Genomic DNA, 19585 nt, shown 5'->3' with positions numbered 1-19585 from the left:
CGGCTTTACAGCAACCGGCGATTCGGCTGCCTCAAACTGGCAAATGCTTCTTGGCGCCACCAAGAGCCAGCCAAGACGTTGTAACGCACAAAAACCAGGAATAAATCGCGACAAAAAAGAGGCGGAGGAGCCTCAGGATCTTCTCGGCACACATCACCAGGAATGCCATCGAGATCGTCGTTTCTGCACCCTGAGGCAGGCGAGCCATGATCAACTGAAGTGAATACTTGCGCTTCCCTGAACCAAAGACACCCTCAACCTCGTTTCGCTTGCGCTGGTCAGCGCTGAGCTGCTGCTTGTGCACAGCGTTGACTCCTGGATCCTTCGGTGGCCTCCCAAGTCGTTTGCCAGATAGTCGGATATTGTTCCTCGTACAGAAGTTTCGATTCTTAGTGTTGATGTAGATGCGATCGGCGCAGATGCGCTCAGGGTAGCAGCCATGCTCTCGCTTGTACTTCTTGGCTTGTGAAATCAAGTCTTCGGACTCATTGTACGGATCCCAGCTGATCCTGTGAAGGAAGGCAAAGCCATTGCGCACGGAAACACTAATTTTGGCACCAAACTCAAAAGCGGCTCTTGCTTTGCCACGAGCAATGGGGCGAACATGTCGCTGAATCAAGTTGACGATGCGGTCGGGCATGCTGCGTGTCTTGGAGTACAGCAAGATCGTCTGCTGTCGGTGCAGCTCACTGATCACGAGAAGCTTCTTCCACCAATGCGTCTTGAGACCCGAAAGGCTTGCGCCAGAGGCGATCAGGGCATCGATGGCATCAAGATTGCGCTGCAGGTAGTCGAGCTGGCGGCGTATTGCGGCTTTTGTTTTGCGACGACGTGGCTTTTTCTGCTTGGCGACATTGAGGAAAGCAGCACGCGCCCTGCCTCGATCATATCGAGGCTTATGCTTACGCAGATCTGGGTGCTGACTGCGCAGATCATCAATGATTCGTTCGGTTGACTCCCTCGCCTCATTGAGTAGCTTCAGATCAGTGGGATAGGTGATGTCGGCTGGCGTGCAAGAGGCATCGATGGTCAATGTTCCCCAGTTCTTGTCCTCGGGCCAATCTGCTGGCTTCACGAAATCGTCAATGGAGATCTGGGTTCCAGCATCAACACTTGGATCGTCGGGGTGGTCGTCATCTTGCCGTGACGACACAGCCTCGATCACCATGGCCTTACCGCGTTCTGCAATCAGTTCGTTGATCCGCTTGAGGTCATCCTCTGAGAAACGCTTGCGGAAATGCACCATCATCGACGGGTCGAATGGTGATTTACTGGTGTAGCCGGCAAAACCCAAAAAATACTGCATGTATGCATTTTCTCGGATCTGCTCGACGGTTTCCTCATCGCTCAAGCCAAGGCGCTGCTTAATGAACAGCGCACCAAATGCCAATCTCACAGACTTCGCGGGGGCACCAGTCGTGGGGCTGAACTGAGGGGCATACGTTTCTTCCAGCTCTTCCCATGGCATCAGAGAGGAGAAGATCACCCAGCGGTTGTCCGGGTCCAATGTTCCGCCAAAAGGGAGATGGAACGCCTCGATTGAAAGCTGCCCGTTATGGTGTTTCCGGTACATCTACTGGGTTGAACAGTTGCAGCAATCATCGATTGCCCCTTGCAAGGCCAGTTTAGCGAGCCTCGACCGCTGAAACCAGCTGCGCTGCAGTCGATCTGGCTTTTTCAGGAGTCCCTACCTGGGTCCACTGTCAAAGACGGAAATACTCCTCCAGATAGGGCCGTCGGCTGGGGCGCAGCTGAGGATCGGCCCCCGCGGATCGGAACACAATGGAATAGGCTGGAACAGTTCGATCGATCACACTGGCACCCTGAGCAATCACGCATCGTTCACCGATCAATGCGCCGCCAAGTACAGCCGAATGGGGATAAAGAATAACACCAGCACCGATTTGAGGGGCGCGCCCGTGATTCTTGCCGACCGTACAGTTCTGATAGAGAACCAGGTGACTCCCATAGCTTGCCTTCGCAAGGACGATGCCGACAGAGTGCCCAATAAAAAAGACGTCGGGCATGACTATCTCGTAGAAGAGATCGATGCCGTTAAGAGCTTTGTTGAGACCAAACAGCTTATTGCATACCGTCCTCTCGCCCTCACGTAGCCAGAGGCAACGAGCCAGCCAATACAGAAACATGCAGTACTGACTGGAATGCAGATGATCAAATCGACCGGGCGTCCAGAGCCTGACGGCAAGCAATGAAGGCAGCAGCCTCTCCAGGGCTTCGGGCACAACAGGCAACAAGGCTGCGGCAGAGCGCCCATCCGGGAAAAAGCTGTTCAGCTGCGCCAGCACATAGCGGCCCAGCTCATGGCGATCAAGACTGCTCTGAAGCCCGGGCGTTGTCATGAATGGTGAGGAGTGGAGAACAGGGCCTTCAGATGATGCAACAGTGGTTGAGGCGGCCTGATCGGGAGCTGCATCTGGTGGCTGAGATCCAACCGCGGGGGCACAGGAAGAAGAACTGGTGTTGACGGAGGCGGGGCAAAACGGAGCTTGGCGGCAAAGAGCCTTTCCAGACAGGCCGCCAACGCAGCATTCGTGACGGCCTCAGGCTCGGAGGTCAGGCTGGTGATCGGCGGATGCTCGTCGCGCTCAGCGAGGGCGAGCAAGGCCTCCACCAGATCCTGGCGGTGCATGTAATGACGTGCCAGGTCGGGATGACTGGGAATCACGAGGCGGCGTGGACCGTCTCCGTTGGCCTGCTGCGCCAGCAGCTGGCGCAGCAGGCCGGGCAGAAAGCCTGGGGCATCGTCCTCCCCGCTCCAGATACAGGACAGTCGGGCGATGCGCGCACGCTCTCCAGCCATGGCCAGACACAGTGACTCACCCGCGGCTTTGGTGAGGTCATAGAGATGGCGTGGATTGAGCGGATCAAGCAGCAGCGGGGTGCTGTCGCTGACAGGCTCACCGGGCCGGCTGTCGAAAAGACGGGTGGAGGAGAGGTAGACCACCCGCCGCGGCCGCAGCCACTCCAGGAGCCGGGACAGCAGACCCAGATGCGCTTCGGCGGTGGCCGCCGGCTGACGGGCGTAATCAGCGGTCAATCCGGCGCAGTAGAAGAGATCGCCGACCTCGGCTGCCTCGCGCAGCTCGGCCTCCTGACCGCGGCCAGGAGCCAGCACGGTGCGGCCTCGGCGATGGAGCGCCTCGACCAGAGCGCGGCCGACATAACCACTGGCGCCAATCACCGTGGCCGGTGGCAGGGAGCGCATCGCTCAGCCGTGCTCCTTCAGTTCGGGGACAGCCGTGACGATCCGCGGTTGGGGTGCATCGGGAGCGAGCCGACGGTGCAGGTCGCGGATCAGCGGCACCAGTTCTGCAGCCAGATTCCAGGGCAGGATCAGCACGGTGTCCGGTGCTGCGTCAGCCCAGAGCTGCTCGGGCGCCACGATCGGAATGTGATTGCCAGGCATCCAGTGGTTCTGCTTGGCGGCAGCCCCATCAGCCACCCGTGCCAGCAGATCAGACCCCACCCCGGCGTAATTGAGGAGGGTGTTGCCCTTGGCGGCAGCGCCGTAGGCCACCACCCGCCGGCCGGCGGCCCGTTCGTCGAGCAGAAAGCGTAGAAGGCCGTGTTTGGTCGCCTCGGCGCGCTGCTGGAAATCGCGGTAGGTGCTGAGCTGATCCAGCCCAGCCTGACGTTCACGCTCCAGTAGCGCGGACACGGAACCCTCGGTCGGGCGGGGATCGTCGGCGTGGGCGCCATAGATCCTGAGGCTGCCCCCATGGGTGGAGAGCTCCTCCACCGCAAAGAGGCGCAGGCCCGCTGCCGCAAAAATGCGCTGGACGGCCAGCAGAGACAGATAGGAGAAATGCTCGTGATAGATCGTGTCGAACTGGCCGTGCTCAATCAGCTGCAGCAGATGGGGAAACTCCAGTGTGATCGTGCCGCCTGGCTTGAGCACCGCCGCCAAACCACGGGTGAAATCATTGATGTCAGGGACATGGGCATAGACGTTGTTACCCAGAATCAGATCCGCCTGGTGCCCCTCCGTCACCAGACGCCGCGCCAGGGCTTCGCCGAAGAACTCACGCAGCACAGGGATCCCCAAAGCCTCTGCGGCCGCAGCGGTGCTGGCGGTGGGTTCAATGCCCAGGCAGGGAATGGCCGCGGCCTGCATGTGCTGGAGCAGATAGCCATCGTTGCTGGCCACCTCGATCACCAGGCTGCTCGAATCGAGCCCCAGGCGGGGAATCACCGCCTCGCAGTAGGCGCGAGCATGGGCCACCCAGCTGGAGGAGGTGCTGGAGAAATAGGCGTAATCGTGGGTAAACAGCGCGTCTGCATCGGTGACGTCATCGGTCTGCACGAGCCAGCACTGATCGCAGACCAGAACCCGCAGGGGATAGGTGATCTCCGGCCGATTCAGACCATCCGCCGCGAGATAGGCATTGGAGGGCGGCGCGAAGCCCAGGTCGATCACGGAATGCCGCAGGGGGGTGGCGCAGTGGCGGCAGTGCATCAGAACGGCAGACCGGCGAAATCGTCCGGGAGCAGGGGGTGAGCCGCGTCGCGAGCGGAAAGCTGCGCCACCGGCAGAGGCCAGGCTATGGCAAGACGGGGGTCGTCCCAGCGGGCCGCCCACTCATGAGCGGGCGCGTAGGGACCCGAGTGCACATAGATCAGTTCGGCCGGCGCCTCCAGCACCTGGAAGCCATGGGCGCATCCCTCCGGGATGAGAAGGGCATTGGCTCCGCCTGGACTAAGCTCAATGCCATGCCATTGACCCAGGCTGGTGGATCCGGCACGCAGATCCACCGCCACGTCAAAGACGCGGCCGCGGATGCAGCGCACCAGCTTGGACTCCGCAGCAGGCGGCAACTGCAGATGCAGCCCCCGCAGGGCACCCACGGTGGTGGTGCGGGAATGATTCACCTGCCCCACGGGCCGATCGCCCCAGCAGTCGCACCACTCCGCAGCATCAAACAGACGCTGGAAGGCACCGCGGCTGTCTTCGAAGCCGGGATTGCGGAGCTCGATGACCCCTGCGATGGAGGTGGGGCTCAGCTGCATGGGGAAGAGGCCAGGTAGGCTTCGATCTGCTCAAGGCACAGGCTCTGCAGGGCCGCGGCTGGCACCGGCCCCGCAGCACTGAGCTGATGGTGGCGGTGGTACCAGGCCATGGTGTGGGCCACGGTGGTGCTGAAATCCCAGAGGGGTCGCCAGCCGAGCCGGTGATGGGCGCGATCGGAACTGAGATGCAGCAAGGAAGCCTCATGGGGCTCTGACACAGCCGCCGGGTCAAGCTTCACCACGTCAGCCGTGGCCCCGGGCCAATGAGGAAGGGCGGCCTGCACCAGCTCAAGCACGCTGCGATTGGAGCTGAGCGGGGGCCCGATATTAAAGCTGGTGGTGAAGCGCTCAGGCGAATCGCAGGACTGGGTCGTCGGGCGATGACCGCTGAGACGCTCGGCCAACAACAAATAGGCCGCCAGTGGCTCCAACACATGTTGCCAGGGGCGGGTGGAGGCGGGTGAGCGCAGCTGCAGGGTCGAGCCGCCGGCAAGGGCACGGATCAGATCCGGCACGATGCGGTCGGCCGACCAGTCTCCACCACCGATTACATTGCCAGCGCGCACCGAAGCGATCGTCAGATCGGATTTCTGATGGGGAGCATCTCCGCAGAAACTGTCACGCCAACTGGCAATCGCAAGCTCAGCCGCAGCCTTAGAGCTGCTGTAGGGATCATAGCCACCAAGCGGATCGGGCTCTCGGTAGCCATGCTCCCATTCACGGTTGGCATACACCTTGTCGGTAGTAATAGCCACCAAACTACAAGGACTTAGAAGTCGTCGCAAAGCCTCCAACAGGTGGATGGTGCCAAGAACATTTGTGCACCAAGTGAGCACTGGCTCGGCGTAGCCACGACGCACCAAAGGCTGAGCCGCAAGATGAAACACCACCTCCGGCTGTACAGCGGACACATAGGCGTTTAGAGCATCAGCATCTGCGATGTCAATCCAAGCAGTCCGCAGACGGCCTTTCAAATGCTCCGCCGACTCCAGATCAAGACCTTGCCAGAGCGGAACGGAAGCATCGGGAGGCAACGACACTCCGTACACATCTGCTCCGAGACGAAGCAACCAGAGGGTCAGCCAGCTCCCCTTAAAGCCGCTGTGACCAGTGAGCAAGACTCGACGCCCACGCCAAAAGAGTGGATCAGGGCGAGCGACGTCAACGGAAGCTCTCGTGGGATTTACCAACATTTCCAAGGCGCCTTACCGCTCTGCCAAAGTGATTCCAAAAACTGCTTTTCACGAAGCGTATCCATCGGCTGCCAAAAGCCATGATGCCGCCACGCGATTAATTCTCCATCTTGAGCCAACGAACCAAGTGGCTCCACCTCCCAACTAGTACCATCCCCAGCAATACGATCAAGCACGCCGGGCTCAAGGACAAAAAAACCACCATTGATCCAATTGCCATCACCCTGAGGCTTTTCCAGAAAACCTTGTACAGCAGGCAAAACCGCAGCCGGATCGAGATCAAGACGACCGTAGCGACCAGGAGGCTGGACGGCAGTCACGGTGGCCAGATGCCCGTGAGCACGATGAAAAGCAAGCTGGGCCGAGATATCAATATCGGCCAGGCCGTCCCCATAAGTGAGACAAAAACTGCCATCCCCAAGATAGTCGCGAACTCGCTTCAAGCGGCCACCGGTCATCGTGCTATCGCCTGTATCAACTAACGTGACCCTCCAAGGTTCCGCTTGGCGCCGGTGAAAGGTGAGCTCACCATTCCCCAAATCAATGCTGACATCAGCCTGATGCAGGGCATAGTTAGCAAAATACTCCTTAATGAGATAGCCCTTATAGCCGCAACAGACAATGAAATCCGTGATGCCATGGACAGCATAGATTTTCATGAGATGCCACAGGATAGGGCGACCACCAATTTCCACCATCGGCTTAGGACGCAGATGGGTTTCTTCAGCGATGCGAGTGCCAAGCCCACCCGCAAGGATCACGAGCTTCATAACAAAGAAAAAGGGCCCCCCGAAGGGGACCCGAAAAGAATACAGAACAGATCAGATGATGTTCGTGGCAGCATCCCAATTCGCCGCCGCGCCGTCAAGCACGACACTGGTGTTACCCAAGTTAACGGCATTGTTCAGGTCAATACCAGCAGTAACAACGAAGAGAACGTCGTCTCCCGTGGCATCGATAATGAAGTTCAGACCAACGTAATCACCGAAGGCGAAATAATTGCCCTGAGCTGTGTTGTTAGCAGTTTGACCAACAAGATTGCTGGCACTGGCAGCATTGGCATCAAGACGATCGGTGAAGGAGTTGAAATCGGTAATGAAATCAACTCCACCACCGAAGGTGATGGTGTCGTTGTCGGCAATAGTCGCAGCGAAGACAGTAGCAGTCGCATTTACGGAGTCGCCATTGACTTGGCGGAAGGTGTTGTTGCCAATCCCACCGGACAAGAGGTCGATACCGGTGCCGCCAGTAATCGAATCATTGCCATTACCGCCTGCGAGGGTGTCATTACCGCCGACACCATTGATGGTGTCGTTGTAAATCGAACCCGTGGCCTGTTCGTTGGAGCCCGTACCGAAAACCGACCAACCTTTGGTGCCGGTAGCAGCGGTGAGATCAAGGTAGAAACCGCCCAAATTGACGTTGGCGGTATCGTCGTTGAAGCTGGCAGCCGTGGCTGTCCAGTTGCCTCCGAGAGTGGCCGCATTGAGGGTGGCACCCGCGGAGACCTGCACGATCTCGTTAAGGCCACCCAGTCCCAGATCAGAAATCTGGTCGGTTCCTTCACTCACGATGAAGGTGTCGATCCCGGCGCCACCGGAGTAGCTGTCGTTATCAGCACCGCCGACGATGGAATCATCGCCGTCACCGCCAGCGATCGTGTCGTTTCCGGCATCGCCAGTGATGGTGTCGCTACCGGCATCGCCATTGATGGAATCATTGCCGTCACCGCCAGCGATCGTGTCGCTACCGGCATCGCCAGTGATGGTGTCGGTGCCTAAACCACCAGCAATGGTGTCGTTACCATCACCACCGGAAATGGTGTCAGCGCCACTTTGGCCGGCAATGGTGTCATTACCAGCATCGCCAGCGAAGCTATCGCTTCCGTCAGCACCGGTAATGGTGTCATTACCATTGCCGCCACTCACAGTGTCAAACCCGTTGCCAGAAATAATCGAATCATTGCCATCATTGCCAGTGATGGTGTCGTTACCGAGGCCACCATTGATGGTGTCGTTACCGAGGCCACCGACCACGGAGTCATTGTCGTCGCCGGCATCGATCGAGTCGTTACCAACATCACCAAGGATCGTGTCGATTCCAGCATCACCCTGGAGGGTGTCGTCATCGGCGCCACCGCTGATGGAATCAGCGCCAGCTCCACCACCGATCGTGTCGCTACCAGCTCCACCGAAGATGGAGTCGTTACCAGCATCGCCAAGGATGGAGTCATTGCCGGTACCACCGTCAATGCTGTCATCACCGGAACCGCCATCGATCGAATCATCGCCAGCACCACCACCGATCGTGTCGCTACCAGCTCCACCAAAGATGGAGTCGTTACCAGCATCGCCAAGGACAGAGTCATCGCCGACGCCTGCATCGACACTGTCGTCCTGCGTACCGCTATCGATCACGTCGTTGCCGGCAGAACCGAAGATTGAATCGGCTCCGTCATCGCCCTGGATGGTGTCGTCATCGGCTCCACCGTCGATCGAATCATCGCCAGCTCGACCACCGATGCTGTCACTACCGGCTCCACCGAAGATGGAGTCACTGTCGGCAAAGCCAAAGAGGGAGTCATTGCCGGTACCACCGTCAATGCTGTCCTCACCGAAACCGCCATCGATGGAGTCATTGTCGTCACCTCCGGAGATGGTGTCGCTACCGTCATCGCCAGTGATGGTGTCGTCTCCAGCACCACCGAAGATGACATCGGTGCCGGTGCCAGCGAAGATCGCGTCGTTGTCACCGCCTCCATCGATGAAGTCATTGCCGGCTTGGCCCACAATGATATCGGCGCCAGCTTGTCCAAAAATGGAGTCTGCGCCAAGTCCGCCATCAATGGTGTCATCACCGGAGCCTGCGTCGATCGAGTCGTTGCCAAAGACACCACCGCTAATCGTGTCGTTGCCGGTGCCACCGAAGATCGAGTCGTTGCCGAACAAATCAAGGAGCCCGCCACCATCAATGGTGTCATTGCCGCTGCCGCCATCAATGATGTCGTTGCCGCTGCCGCCATTGATTTCATCGTCACCTGAATCGCCAGAGATGATGTCGTTATCGTCTTCACCATCAATGATGTCATTGCCGCTTCCACCTACGATGAGATCAATACCAGATCCACCGAGAATCAGGTCATCTTCAGCACCGCCATCAATGATGTCGTTGCCGTCACCACCGGAGATGAAGTCGGTACCACCGTCGCCCTGGATACTGTCGTTGCCGACACCACCCTCAAGCGCATCGTCGCCAGCACCGCCATCGATGGTGTCGTTGCCATTACCACCGGCGATGGAGTCATTACCAAGAAAATCGAGATCAGAACCGAAAGCGACGAGGCGCTGACCACCAAAAATTCGATCGTCGCCATCGCCTCCATCAATAGTGTCGCTGCCGAGACCACCAACGATGGAATCGTTATCGAGGCCACCATCGATGGTGTCATCCTCAGCTCCACCATCGATGGTGTCATTACCGGCAACACCAAGTAGGGAATCGCCGCCAAGCTCACCCTCAATGTTGTCATTACCGAGACCACCTTCAATGGTGTCGTTACCAGTGCCGCCATCAATGGTGTCGTTATCGGCACCAGCGTCAATGACATCGTTACCAGCATCACCATCGATGTTGTCGTTGCCGAAGCCGCCCTGGATGGTGTCGTTGCCGAAGCCGCCCTGGATGGTGTCGTTGCCTTCACCACCGTCAATGAAGTCGGTACCGGCACCACCCTCAATGACGTCGTTGCCGGCGCCGCCGTTCAGGGAGTCGTCACCAGCCTCACCGAACAGGGTGTCAGCATCTGCACCAAGGCTGATGCTGTCGTTACCGGTGCCACCCAGAGCCGAATCCGTGCCTTCGTCGGAAACGATCGAGTCATCACCCTCATCACCCGTGAAAGTGTCATTACCCAGGCCACCGAACAGGATGTCGGAGCCCAGTCCACCAATGATGCTGTCATTGCCTTCACCACCAATCACGCTGTCGAGACCGTCACCGGCGTCGACGGTGTCGTGATCAGCCTGACCCAGGATGGTGTCATCGCCGAGGCCACCGGTCACCGTGTCATTGCCGCTGCCGGCTTCGATGACGTCATCACCAGCTTCACCGGCAATGCTGTCATCGCCGGAATCGCCGAGAACAAGGTCATTGTCTTCACCTGCAGCAATGGTGTCATTGTCTGCGCCTCCAGCGATGAAGTCGCTGCCGGCACCACCGTCGATGGAGTCTGCGCCACCGAGACCGTTGATGGTGTCGTTGCCGGTGCCACCAAACAATTGGTCATCATCGGCACCACCGATGATTTCGTCGTTGCCGGAGCCACCATCAACGCTGTCGGATCCTTCCTCGGACTTGATGGAGTCATCCCCATCGCCGCCAAAGATGGAATCATTCCCCTCATCACCGATCACGGTATCGTTGCCGGTACCCCCATCAACGCTGTCGTTACCAGCACCTGCATCGATCGAATCAGCGCCCGAACCACCGAAGAGGGTGTCGTTGCCCGCTCCGCCATCGATCGTGTCGTCGCCGGCATCGCCATCAATGATGTCATTGCCGATAGAACCTTGTACCCATTCAGGGGGGCGGGACAGCTCATCGCGAACATCGATACGACTGAACCCTTGACGTCGGCTTGAATCCCGGTTGCATCTCAGGCAGAGACTTCCTGCGATGACCACCCCTCCGGCCGGGATTTCAGAAGCGGACTGGGCTTCCACTCCGGTGGGCGTGAGGGCTGGCTTCCTTGAGGTTCTTGCACAGCTCCAGAGACAACAGCAGGAGAACGACCAGCTCCGAGCGCAGCTCACCGACCTGGCGACGGAACTGGCCAGCCTGCGCGAGCGGATCGGCCGCAACTCCCGCAACTCCTCCAAGCCGCCCTCCAGTGACGGCACGGGTTTTAAGCCGCCCACCCGCTGCAAAGGCACTGGTCGCAAGCGGGGTGGTCAGCAGGGGCACCCGGGAGCAGGGCCGGAGCTGCTGCCGATCGCGCGTGTGGATGAGGTGCTCGAGCACCACCCGGACGCCTGCCGCCGCTGCGGCACCCTGCTACAGGGGGAGGATGCGGAGCCGCTGCGCCATCAGGTGATCGAGATTCCACCGATCAGCCCGGTGGTGATCGAACACCGTCTGCACCGTCTGGTCTGCCCCTGCTGCTCCACCAGCACCTGCGCCGAGCTGCCGGCGGATGTGGAGCCCAGCCGCTACGGCCCACGCCTGAGCGGCCTGGTGGGACTGCTGGGCAGCGCCTTTCCCCTGAGTTTCGGCCGAACCCAGGCGCTGCTGGATCAGCTGCTGGGTGTGGAAATCAGCCGCGGCGCTATCGCCACCATCCGGGCACGTCTGAGCGCAGCCCTGCAGCAGGCGGTGGAGGAAGCCCTGGAGGTGGCCCGGCAGCAGCCGGTGGCCTACGTGGATGAAACCGGCGCCCCCACCGGCAACGCCGACGGTTGTAATCCTGCTGGCAGGCGCGGCTGGCAGTGGGTCATGGTCACACCACTGGTTACGGTGTTCCTGCAGGGCCTGAGCCGCTCAAGTGCAGCGGCAATGGAGCTTCTGGGCCATACCTTTGCAGGGATCGTGGTGAGTGATCGCTTCTCGGCCTACAACCACCTGCCCGTGGAGCAGCGGCAGCTGTGCTGGGCCCACCTGATCCGGGATCTGGCGGCCATCGCTGAACGCCAGGGCGCCAGCAGGGAGATCGGAGCCCAGATGCTGGCTCTGCAGCAGCATCTGTTCGCTCACTGGCACCAGTGGAAGAGCGGAGCGATCGACCGGCCCCAGCTCCTGCATCGATGCCACCCCCTCCGCTTGGCGTTCGAGGCCACGCTGCAGCGGGTGGTGGATCTGGGCTGTGAGCGGGGCGAGCAAACGCCCTGGGCCCAGACGGTGCGAACCTGTCGCCAGTTGCTGCAGCGCAAGCAGGCGCTCTGGACTTTTCTGGAAACGCCAGGGATCGAGCCCACCAACAACGCTGCCGAGCGGGCACTGCGGCAATCGGTGATTCACCGCAAGATCAGCCATGGCGTCCAGTCCTCCGGCGGCGCCATCTGCCGCAGCCGGTTGCTCACCGTCACCGCCACCCTGCGGCAGCAGGGCCGCGATGTCTGGCAATTCCTGGAGCAGGCCTGGATTGCCCATCGCCTCGGCGGCGTGATGCCATCGCTGGTGCCGGATCGCTGAGGCAGCGATCACACGTGGAAGGAACAGATGGCCCCTCTCAGAGGAGAGATCGGAGATTGACTGACGCACTGGGGTGTCCCGACCCCTGAACGCTTACAGAACCTTCAATGGAGTCGTTGCCAGCTCCGCCGAAGATGGTGTCATCACCACCGAGCCCGATCAGGGTGTCGTTACCGCCAAGACCATTGATGATGTCGCCATTGTTGGAACCGATGACCAACTCGTCAGCAGCGGTGCCATTGACGATGTAGAGGCCATCGCCTTCGGAGTTGGAGAGGTCAGCATTGAATCCCTGAAGATTCAGAGTGAATTCACCGTTGTTAACGCTGTTCGATCCGGGGACGCCGGTGCCAGCATCCCAATCATCACCCAGGAAGGCGGTGAAAGTGGCTCCTTCGTCAAGCAGAATTTGCTCGTAGCCACCGCTGGCAATCAAGCCGAGATCAAGAATGAGATCCGCGCCATCACTATTGATGAACGTGTCAGCCCCAAACCCACCTTGATAGGTGTCGTCACCCGCCAGGCCATCAAGACGGTTCTGAGTAGCTGCAGTATCACGCTCACCCACTGGTGTATTGATGTCGCCGCTGCCAATGATGAAATCATTGCCATTGGTGCCATCAACATTCTCAATGTTGGCGAGCACGTCGGTGACGGGAGAACCGCCGAACAGGGGCAAGGGGAGGTTATAGAGATAGTTAGCAGTGCCCGCCGCAACAAACTGCAGGGAAGCAGCGACCGAGTAACCAGTGATGTTGGTGATGTAGGTCTCGTTCAGGTTCACACTGCTCAGATTCACCACCTGGCCCAGGATCTGGCCAGTGTTGGCGGGATCCTGAACGAAGGGAGGCACAAAGCTGACCGTGAAGCCAGAGGCGTAGGTGTCGATGCCGAGGCCGCCATCGATGGTGTCTGCGCCGAGGCCACCGGAAAGGGTGTCTGCGCCGAGGCCACCGAACAGGCTGTCGTTACCGGCGATGTTGCCGAGGTCGCCGAAGACGACGTCGTTACCAGCGCCGGCATCCACGGTGTCGTTGCCCTCGTCGGCGTTCACAGTGTCATTGCCGCCTCCGGAACTCACCGAATCATTACCAAGACCAGCGGTCAGGAGATCGGCAAGATCGCCCGTCTGAATAGTGTCGTTGCCGGCATTGGAGTCGATGGTGTTTGCACCGAAACCGGTGGCGTTGATGTTGTCGTTGCCAGAACCGGTGACCAGGTTGAGCTGGTAGGACTGCAGAGTCCCCGGCAGCCCGGTGGGACCGGTCACGGTCATGTCGACCGTGGAAACACTCGCATCGAGCGAGATCGTGGTGACGCTGAAGCCGGAGAGATCCAGGGTGGCCAGCTGGGTGGAACCCACGATCGGATTGGTGATCGTGAAGGAACCAAAACCACTCACAGTCAGGGTGGTTAGGTCTTGGGCAAAAAGAGTATCGATCGTGGTATTGCCGCTAATGAAGAAATTGATGGTTTCTTCATCATCGAGATCAAGGGTCGTGAGGTCGGCTCCGTCCCGCAGCGAGACATTCAGCACATCGTTGGCAGTATCCAGACGACGCAGGACTGTCACGTTGTCGAGGGTCTCGAGAACACCGAGATTGACCAGGCTGGTGGGAGCGTTGAACAACAGAGCGCTGCCGAGGTCTTCGCTAGATTCCGTCAGATTGACGGTCTCAATGGTGTTGCCGTTGACAGTGAAGTTGAATAGATCCTGAACAGTGATGACGCCAGGGAGAGAGCTATCAACAACATCAAGCTCAAGAACTTCAAAATTGCTGACACGATTCAGGTCAGAAGCGGTGTAGCCCTGCGTGGCAACCAAGGGGAAACTGGTGTCGCCCAGAAGGCCGAGCAGCTGAATCGTATCGACACCGGAGCCACCGTCCAATGTGTCAAAACCAAAGCCGAGATCGCCAGCCGAGTTTCGATTAAGCGTCTCGCCGACATTGAGCCGATCATCGTCGGCGCCAGCGTCGACATTGTCGAAGCCGAGGCCCGGTGTGATGGTGTCGTCGTCGATACCGGAGACAACCACATCATTGCCGGAACCGACGGTCACCTCATCGTTGCCAGATTGGGAAGCAACCGTGTTGGCTTGTTCGGTATCGCCAACGAAGACGTCGGAGCCTGCCGAGCCGAGAATGGACACGGTGCTGCCGGCTACAACGTCGGTGCCGTTGACAACGGCACGGCGTTGCGGAATACCGCCAATACCGTTGAAATCAAGGACAAGATTGCCTGCCGTGGCATCCACCTGATTGATCGTGACGCCGCCAGCTCCTTGGAACACGAAGCGCGACTCTTCTAAGGGGGATGGGGTGGTTGTCAGCGTGCCGATGGTCTGGTCGGTCAACCCAGTATTGACCGTGACAGAGTTGCCATCAAAACCAAGGAAAGTGAGGTTTTTGCCGTTGAGGTAGTTACCCAGGCCAGGACCAGTGATTGTGAGCGAATCGTCGTTGGTACCCAGGCCACCGACGTTGAAGCTGGCATCACCTCCAAAAACACCAGTCTCAAGGTTGAACCTGCTGCTACCAGGATTGAAGGTAAAGACCGCAGGTGTCATGCCAGTGCCATTGAAGAGATTCATCTCCTCAATAGAGCTATCAATCAAAGAGGCATCAACCTGATTTGAACCTGCGCCAGCTCCAACAGTTTCGCTGATATTGAGAATCTGGATATTATCAACAAAGCCCATGCCGAGGCTGTTGGCAACCGCATCGGCGTTGGTGGCCGTGATTTCCAGGGTGTTCACACCCTCATCGCCATTAATCGTGTCGGTGGTGCCGAAGGCGAGGCCTGGGCTCAGATTACCAACGAAATAATCGTCGCCCAAGCCACCGGACACACGATCGAGACCCTCACCGAAATCAATGGAGTCATCGCCCTGGTCACCGTTGACGGTATCGCTTCCCGCACCGCTGGAGATGGTATCGGCATTGTCACCACCGGAGATGCTGTCGCTTCCACCCAGCGTGATGATGCTGTCAAAACCTGAGCCCCCAGTTGCGGTGTTGTTACCACCACTAAGGTTGATGGTGTCATTACCTTCATCGCCGCTGGCGCTGTCATTGCCACCATCGGCAGAGATGGAATCATTGCCGATGCCGCCGATGAAGTTGTTATTGCCTGCAGCACCGACAAGGGTGTCGTTGCCAATGCCGCCATTCAGTGAATCATTGCCACCAACGGTAGTCAGGCTGTCATTCCCACCATTGCCAACGAGGGTGGAATTTCCCTGACGACCTTGGATGCGGTCATCGCCAGCTCCACCTTGAATGGAAACCTGAGCGTTTTGACCGCTGAGATTAACGGTAAACACTCCGTCAATGCCACTGCCATTAATAGAAGTGGTATTGAGGTTGACGCCATTCACGCCGAGCGGACCACCTGTAGTGGACAGCCGGACATTGTTAGGACTGCTGATGCTGATCGATGGAATATTCAGCTGACTCAGATCGTAATCGACCTGGAAGTCAGGCACTTGAATCGCATCGGTGATCACGGCCGACTCGATGCCAGGACCGGTGATGATCCGGAGTGGAGCCCCAGAGCCGCCATTGACGTTGACGCCCGAGCTGGAGGTATTGATATTCAGCGTCTCGATGCCAGCCAGAGCGACCGGTTGGAACTGGAGCGTGGTGCTGGCGCCGGGAAGGTAGACCCCGTTGATGTTAACGGTAGGCAGACCACCAGGAACGGGCTGCCCAGGAATGTTGCTGAAGGTGAGCGCTGAAGTTGACGAGAAATTCTCAAGGGTTCCAACGCTGTTGCTGTTCAGCAAGCTGAGGGTATTGGCAGCATTGAGTGATGTAAGGCTGACGGTTTCGATATCGCGAATCGCCAGCGGCTCCACCACAACCCCCAGCAGGCTGGTGAGGCCAGCAATCAGTTGATCCTGACCAGAACCACCAACAAGACTGTCAAAGCTCTGAAGGGTGTTGAAACCGACGCCCAAGGCACCGCCAGGGACAACGGCAGCCGAGAAAATCAGATCTTGGGGGATACCGCTTTCGACAAAGATGTCCTGATTGACAGTGAGATTCAGGACATTCGAGCTGGTATCGACGATTTGTGCAGAGGCAGAGGCTGTCAGACCCGCTCCAGTCACTGTGATTGTGGCCGTCTCCTGCTCACCGACAATCAGATCAGTGGAAATGGTGATCTGCACGGGGGCAACAGTGCCATCCACATTGACAACACGGGTGCCGGTCAGTACTGCCGCGCCACCGAGCACGTCAGAGTCGTTGATGCCGCTGATCGTGTAGTTGAGAACAGTACCGGACGCCACCGAGGTGGTGGAGATGATGTAGGTCAGGACGCTGCCTTCATTCACCGCCGTGGGCTGTGCAACAACGCTCAAAGCAGGCTCAGGGGTCGTATCAACCACTTGAGCAGAAGCCGAGGCAATCAGGCCAGCACCTTCAACAATGATCGTGGCGGTTTCGTCCTCACCAAACAGCAAATCATTCGCAATGGTGATCTGCACAGGCGACACGCTGCCGTCCGCATTGACCACGCGGGAACCGCTCAATACTGCGAGACCACCCAGAACATCAGCCGGTTGAATCCCAGAGATCCCGTAATTTAAAACGGTGCCTGGAGCTACCGATGTAGTGGCAATGGTGAAGGTCAGAACACTGCCTTCATTCACCGCAGATGGCTGGGCCACCACAGAAAGGGCAGGCTCAAGGGTGGTATCCACAACCTCAGCAGAGGCTGTGGCAGTCAGACCAGCGCCAACAATCGTAATCGTGGCCGTCTCCTGCTCACCAAAGGCCAGATCTTCAGCGATGGTGATCTGTACAGGTGCAACGCTGCCATCGATGGCAACGAGGCGGCTGCCACTCAGTGCTGCGAGGCCGCCGAGAACATCTGAAGGCTGTAGGCCGGCGATCGTGTAGGTGATCAGCGTGCCGGGGGCAATCGAGGTGGTGCTGATGTTGAAGGTCAGCAAAGCACCTTCATTCACTGCCGACGGCTGAGCCACCACACTCAGAACAGGCTCAGGAGTGGTATCCACAACCTCAGCAGAGGCTGTGGCAATCAAGCCAGCGCCAGCCACCGTGATCGTGGCGGTTTCGACTTCACCGAAGACCAGATCGTTGGCGATGGTGATCTGCACTGGCGCAACACTGCCATCCAGAGCCACCGTGCGGGTTCCGCTGAGGGCAGCAGCGCCACCCAGCACGTCATCAGCCTGGATACCAGTAATGGTGTAGGTGATCAGCGTCCCGGGGGCAATCGAGGTGGTGCTGATGTTGAAGGCCAGCGAAGCGCCTTCATTCACCGCCGACGGCTGAGCCACCACACTCAGAACAGGCTCAGGAGTGGTATCCACAACCTCAGCAGAGGCTGTGGCAATCAAGCCAGCGCCAGCCACCGTGATCGTGGCGGTTTCAACTTCACCAAAGGCCAGGTCGTTGGCGATGGTGATCTGTACAGGCGCGACGCTGCCATCGGCATTGACAGTGCGAGTACCGATCAGAACGGCAGCGCCCCCAAGAACGTCGGCGGGCTGAATGCCGGTAATGATGTAAGAGATGTTGGTGCCGGCCGCAATCGACGTGGTACCAATGTTGAAGATCAGCTGAGCGCCTTCGTTGACCGCAGAAGGCTGGGCAACCACAGTCAGCTCAGGAGGCAGAGTGGTGTCAACCACTTCAGCGGAGGCAGATGCGCTAACGAGACCTTGACCGGAAACTGTGATCGTGGCCGTTTCTTGTTCGCCGAAGAGCAGATCGGTGGCGATGGTGATCAGCACCGGATCAACCGATCCATCGGCAGCGACTACACGGGTGCCGGACAGGACAGTTGCGCCACCGAGAACATCCTCAGCCTGAATGCCAGTGATGGCATAGTTCAGCAAGGTGCCAGGTGCAACTGCAGAGGTGGCGATGTTAAACGTGAGCAGACCACCTTCGCTAACAGCGGTGGGCTGGGCAACCACCGAAACAACAGGGACGGTGGTATTGAGGATCGTGACCGAAGACGTGGTCGCAATATCCTGAATATTGACGGAGAAGATCTCAGAAGATTCAACCAGCGCATCATTAGCGATGGTGATCTGGAGCGTGCCGACGCCCGTGGAATCAGTGGTGACCACGCCCGTCAAAGAGCCGCTGACGAAATCAGCAGCATTGACCGCACCGCTGATCTCGTAGGTGTAGGTGGTGCTTGGGGTGGCAGGAATGGTGGTGAGCTGGAAGATCACCGATCCGCCTTCGGACACAGTGGCTGACAGCGGCGTCAGCAGACCGATGGTGCCGAAGGGGGGGATGGCTGCAACTGCAGCAAGAGTCTGAGCCTCGGAAGGGATGGTTGCTGGGGAAACAACCTGATTGAGAAACTCGACGCCGAAGGTGTTGGCGAGAGCACCATTGTAATTGGTGTTGAAGGTTGCATCGCTGGCAACAGCCTCAGTCCAATTGCCCGCTGCAGCAATCTTGGACTCAAGAATGACCCGATCAGGATCACCAGCCGGTTTAACCAGGGCACCATCGGCAATCAAACGACCAACCTGCTGGAGACTGGCCCCTCCAGGCACGCCGTTCAGAAAATCATTAACTTTGCCGGTCCAGAAACTCAACCCGTCTTCATCAGCATTCTTGCCGAACAAATTCAGGTAGAAATCGTTGATGACCTGCGAGATCGTTTTTCCCTGGATCGTGTCCGCATATTCAGGGGTGGTAGCGAAGCCGTCGGCAATCTGCTCTTGAGTGGCTCCATTAATCAACCAGTACTGCAGACCCTCAGGATCAGCAGCCCGGCCAAAGTATGTGATGTAAAGAACCTGAAGTTCGGTGGCGGTTGCCATGCGTTTGGGGTCTCCGGACGGGTAGGAAGGCGAGGTTTGATCCGCAGCTCAGCCGCGGCGGAAGCGAAAACGTAGGAACGTTGTCGCGTCTGTCAAGGCTGGTACCAAGACGGCAAGCCTTCCAGATCGTGCATGAGCATACCCTTAGAGAGCAGTCCGGACCAGCATCCGTGCCGCTTAGCTGACGCAGCCACTGACAGATCAGCAACCGACCACCAGACTCCGACTCATCTTGGTCTCGATCTAACGGAGACCTCCGCGAGCTTGGCACTGGGATGAGCAGCCTGGTTGGGCACTGTCCTGGGGTGCGTGCAGAGGAGGTCGGTACACGTCCCACACTTCACGCCGGATGCTCCTC

10 protein-coding genes are annotated in these 19585 nt (G+C 58.6%); 1 reads left to right on the top strand and 9 read right to left on the bottom strand.

Features of this window, described 5'->3' with window-relative positions; genetic code table 11:
- Positions 1 to 31 precede the first annotated feature (31 nt).
- From H8F25_RS12705 to H8F25_RS12670, 8 genes are all read right to left on the bottom strand, one after another.
- Complete coding sequence (locus H8F25_RS12705; RefSeq protein ID WP_197210729.1) at positions 32 to 1573, bottom strand: IS5 family transposase; 1542 nt, start codon at positions 1571 to 1573, stop codon at positions 32 to 34.
- 130 nt (positions 1574 to 1703) lie between these two features.
- Entirely contained in the window at positions 1704 to 2360 is a 657-nt protein-coding gene (locus H8F25_RS12700; RefSeq protein WP_197210728.1) for a hypothetical protein, read from the bottom strand.
- Positions 2357 to 3226, bottom strand: coding sequence for an NAD(P)-dependent oxidoreductase (locus H8F25_RS12695; protein ID WP_197210727.1), 870 nt, complete (start codon positions 3224 to 3226; stop codon positions 2357 to 2359). The genes H8F25_RS12700 and H8F25_RS12695 overlap by 4 nt, the downstream gene beginning before the upstream one ends.
- Positions 3227 to 3229: 3 nt before the next feature.
- Positions 3230 to 4477, bottom strand: coding sequence for a class I SAM-dependent methyltransferase (locus tag H8F25_RS12690; RefSeq protein WP_197210726.1), 1248 nt, complete (start codon positions 4475 to 4477; stop codon positions 3230 to 3232).
- Complete coding sequence (locus H8F25_RS12685) at positions 4477 to 5028, bottom strand: dTDP-4-dehydrorhamnose 3,5-epimerase family protein (RefSeq protein ID WP_197210725.1); 552 nt, start codon at positions 5026 to 5028, stop codon at positions 4477 to 4479. Before H8F25_RS12685 ends, H8F25_RS12690 begins: the two co-directional genes overlap by 1 nt.
- Positions 5019 to 6221: a CDP-glucose 4,6-dehydratase gene (rfbG, locus tag H8F25_RS12680; protein WP_197210724.1), complete on the bottom strand. Its 1203-nt coding sequence runs from the start codon at positions 6219 to 6221 to the stop codon at positions 5019 to 5021. The genes H8F25_RS12685 and rfbG overlap by 10 nt, the downstream gene beginning before the upstream one ends.
- Positions 6212 to 6991 (bottom strand): glucose-1-phosphate cytidylyltransferase, encoded by a 780-nt coding sequence (gene rfbF / locus H8F25_RS12675; protein ID WP_197210723.1) that lies wholly within the window; start codon positions 6989 to 6991, stop codon positions 6212 to 6214. Before rfbF ends, rfbG begins: the two co-directional genes overlap by 10 nt.
- A gap of 51 nt (positions 6992 to 7042) precedes the next feature.
- The gene (locus H8F25_RS12670) at positions 7043 to 10942 is read right to left on the bottom strand and encodes an S-layer family protein (RefSeq protein ID WP_197210722.1); all 3900 of its coding nucleotides are present in this window, start codon (positions 10940 to 10942) and stop codon (positions 7043 to 7045) included.
- Between H8F25_RS12670 and H8F25_RS12665 the strand changes: the two genes are divergently transcribed.
- Positions 10896 to 12407: an IS66 family transposase gene (locus H8F25_RS12665; RefSeq protein WP_197210249.1), complete on the top strand. Its 1512-nt coding sequence runs from the start codon at positions 10896 to 10898 to the stop codon at positions 12405 to 12407. The two genes, H8F25_RS12670 and H8F25_RS12665, sit on opposite strands and share 47 nt — an antisense overlap.
- Positions 12408 to 12444: 37 nt before the next feature.
- Here the strand turns inward: H8F25_RS12665 and H8F25_RS12660 are convergent, their stop codons facing one another.
- Complete coding sequence (locus H8F25_RS12660; protein ID WP_197210721.1) at positions 12445 to 19227, bottom strand: hypothetical protein; 6783 nt, start codon at positions 19225 to 19227, stop codon at positions 12445 to 12447.
- Positions 19228 to 19585 lie beyond the last annotated feature (358 nt).

It is taken from the genome of Synechococcus sp. CBW1004 (assembly GCF_015840715.1).
In the GTDB taxonomy this organism is placed as follows: domain Bacteria; phylum Cyanobacteriota; class Cyanobacteriia; order PCC-6307; family Cyanobiaceae; genus Cyanobium.
The sequence above is the reverse complement of the archived record's forward strand: the minus strand, read 5'-3'. Positions and strand labels throughout refer to the sequence as shown.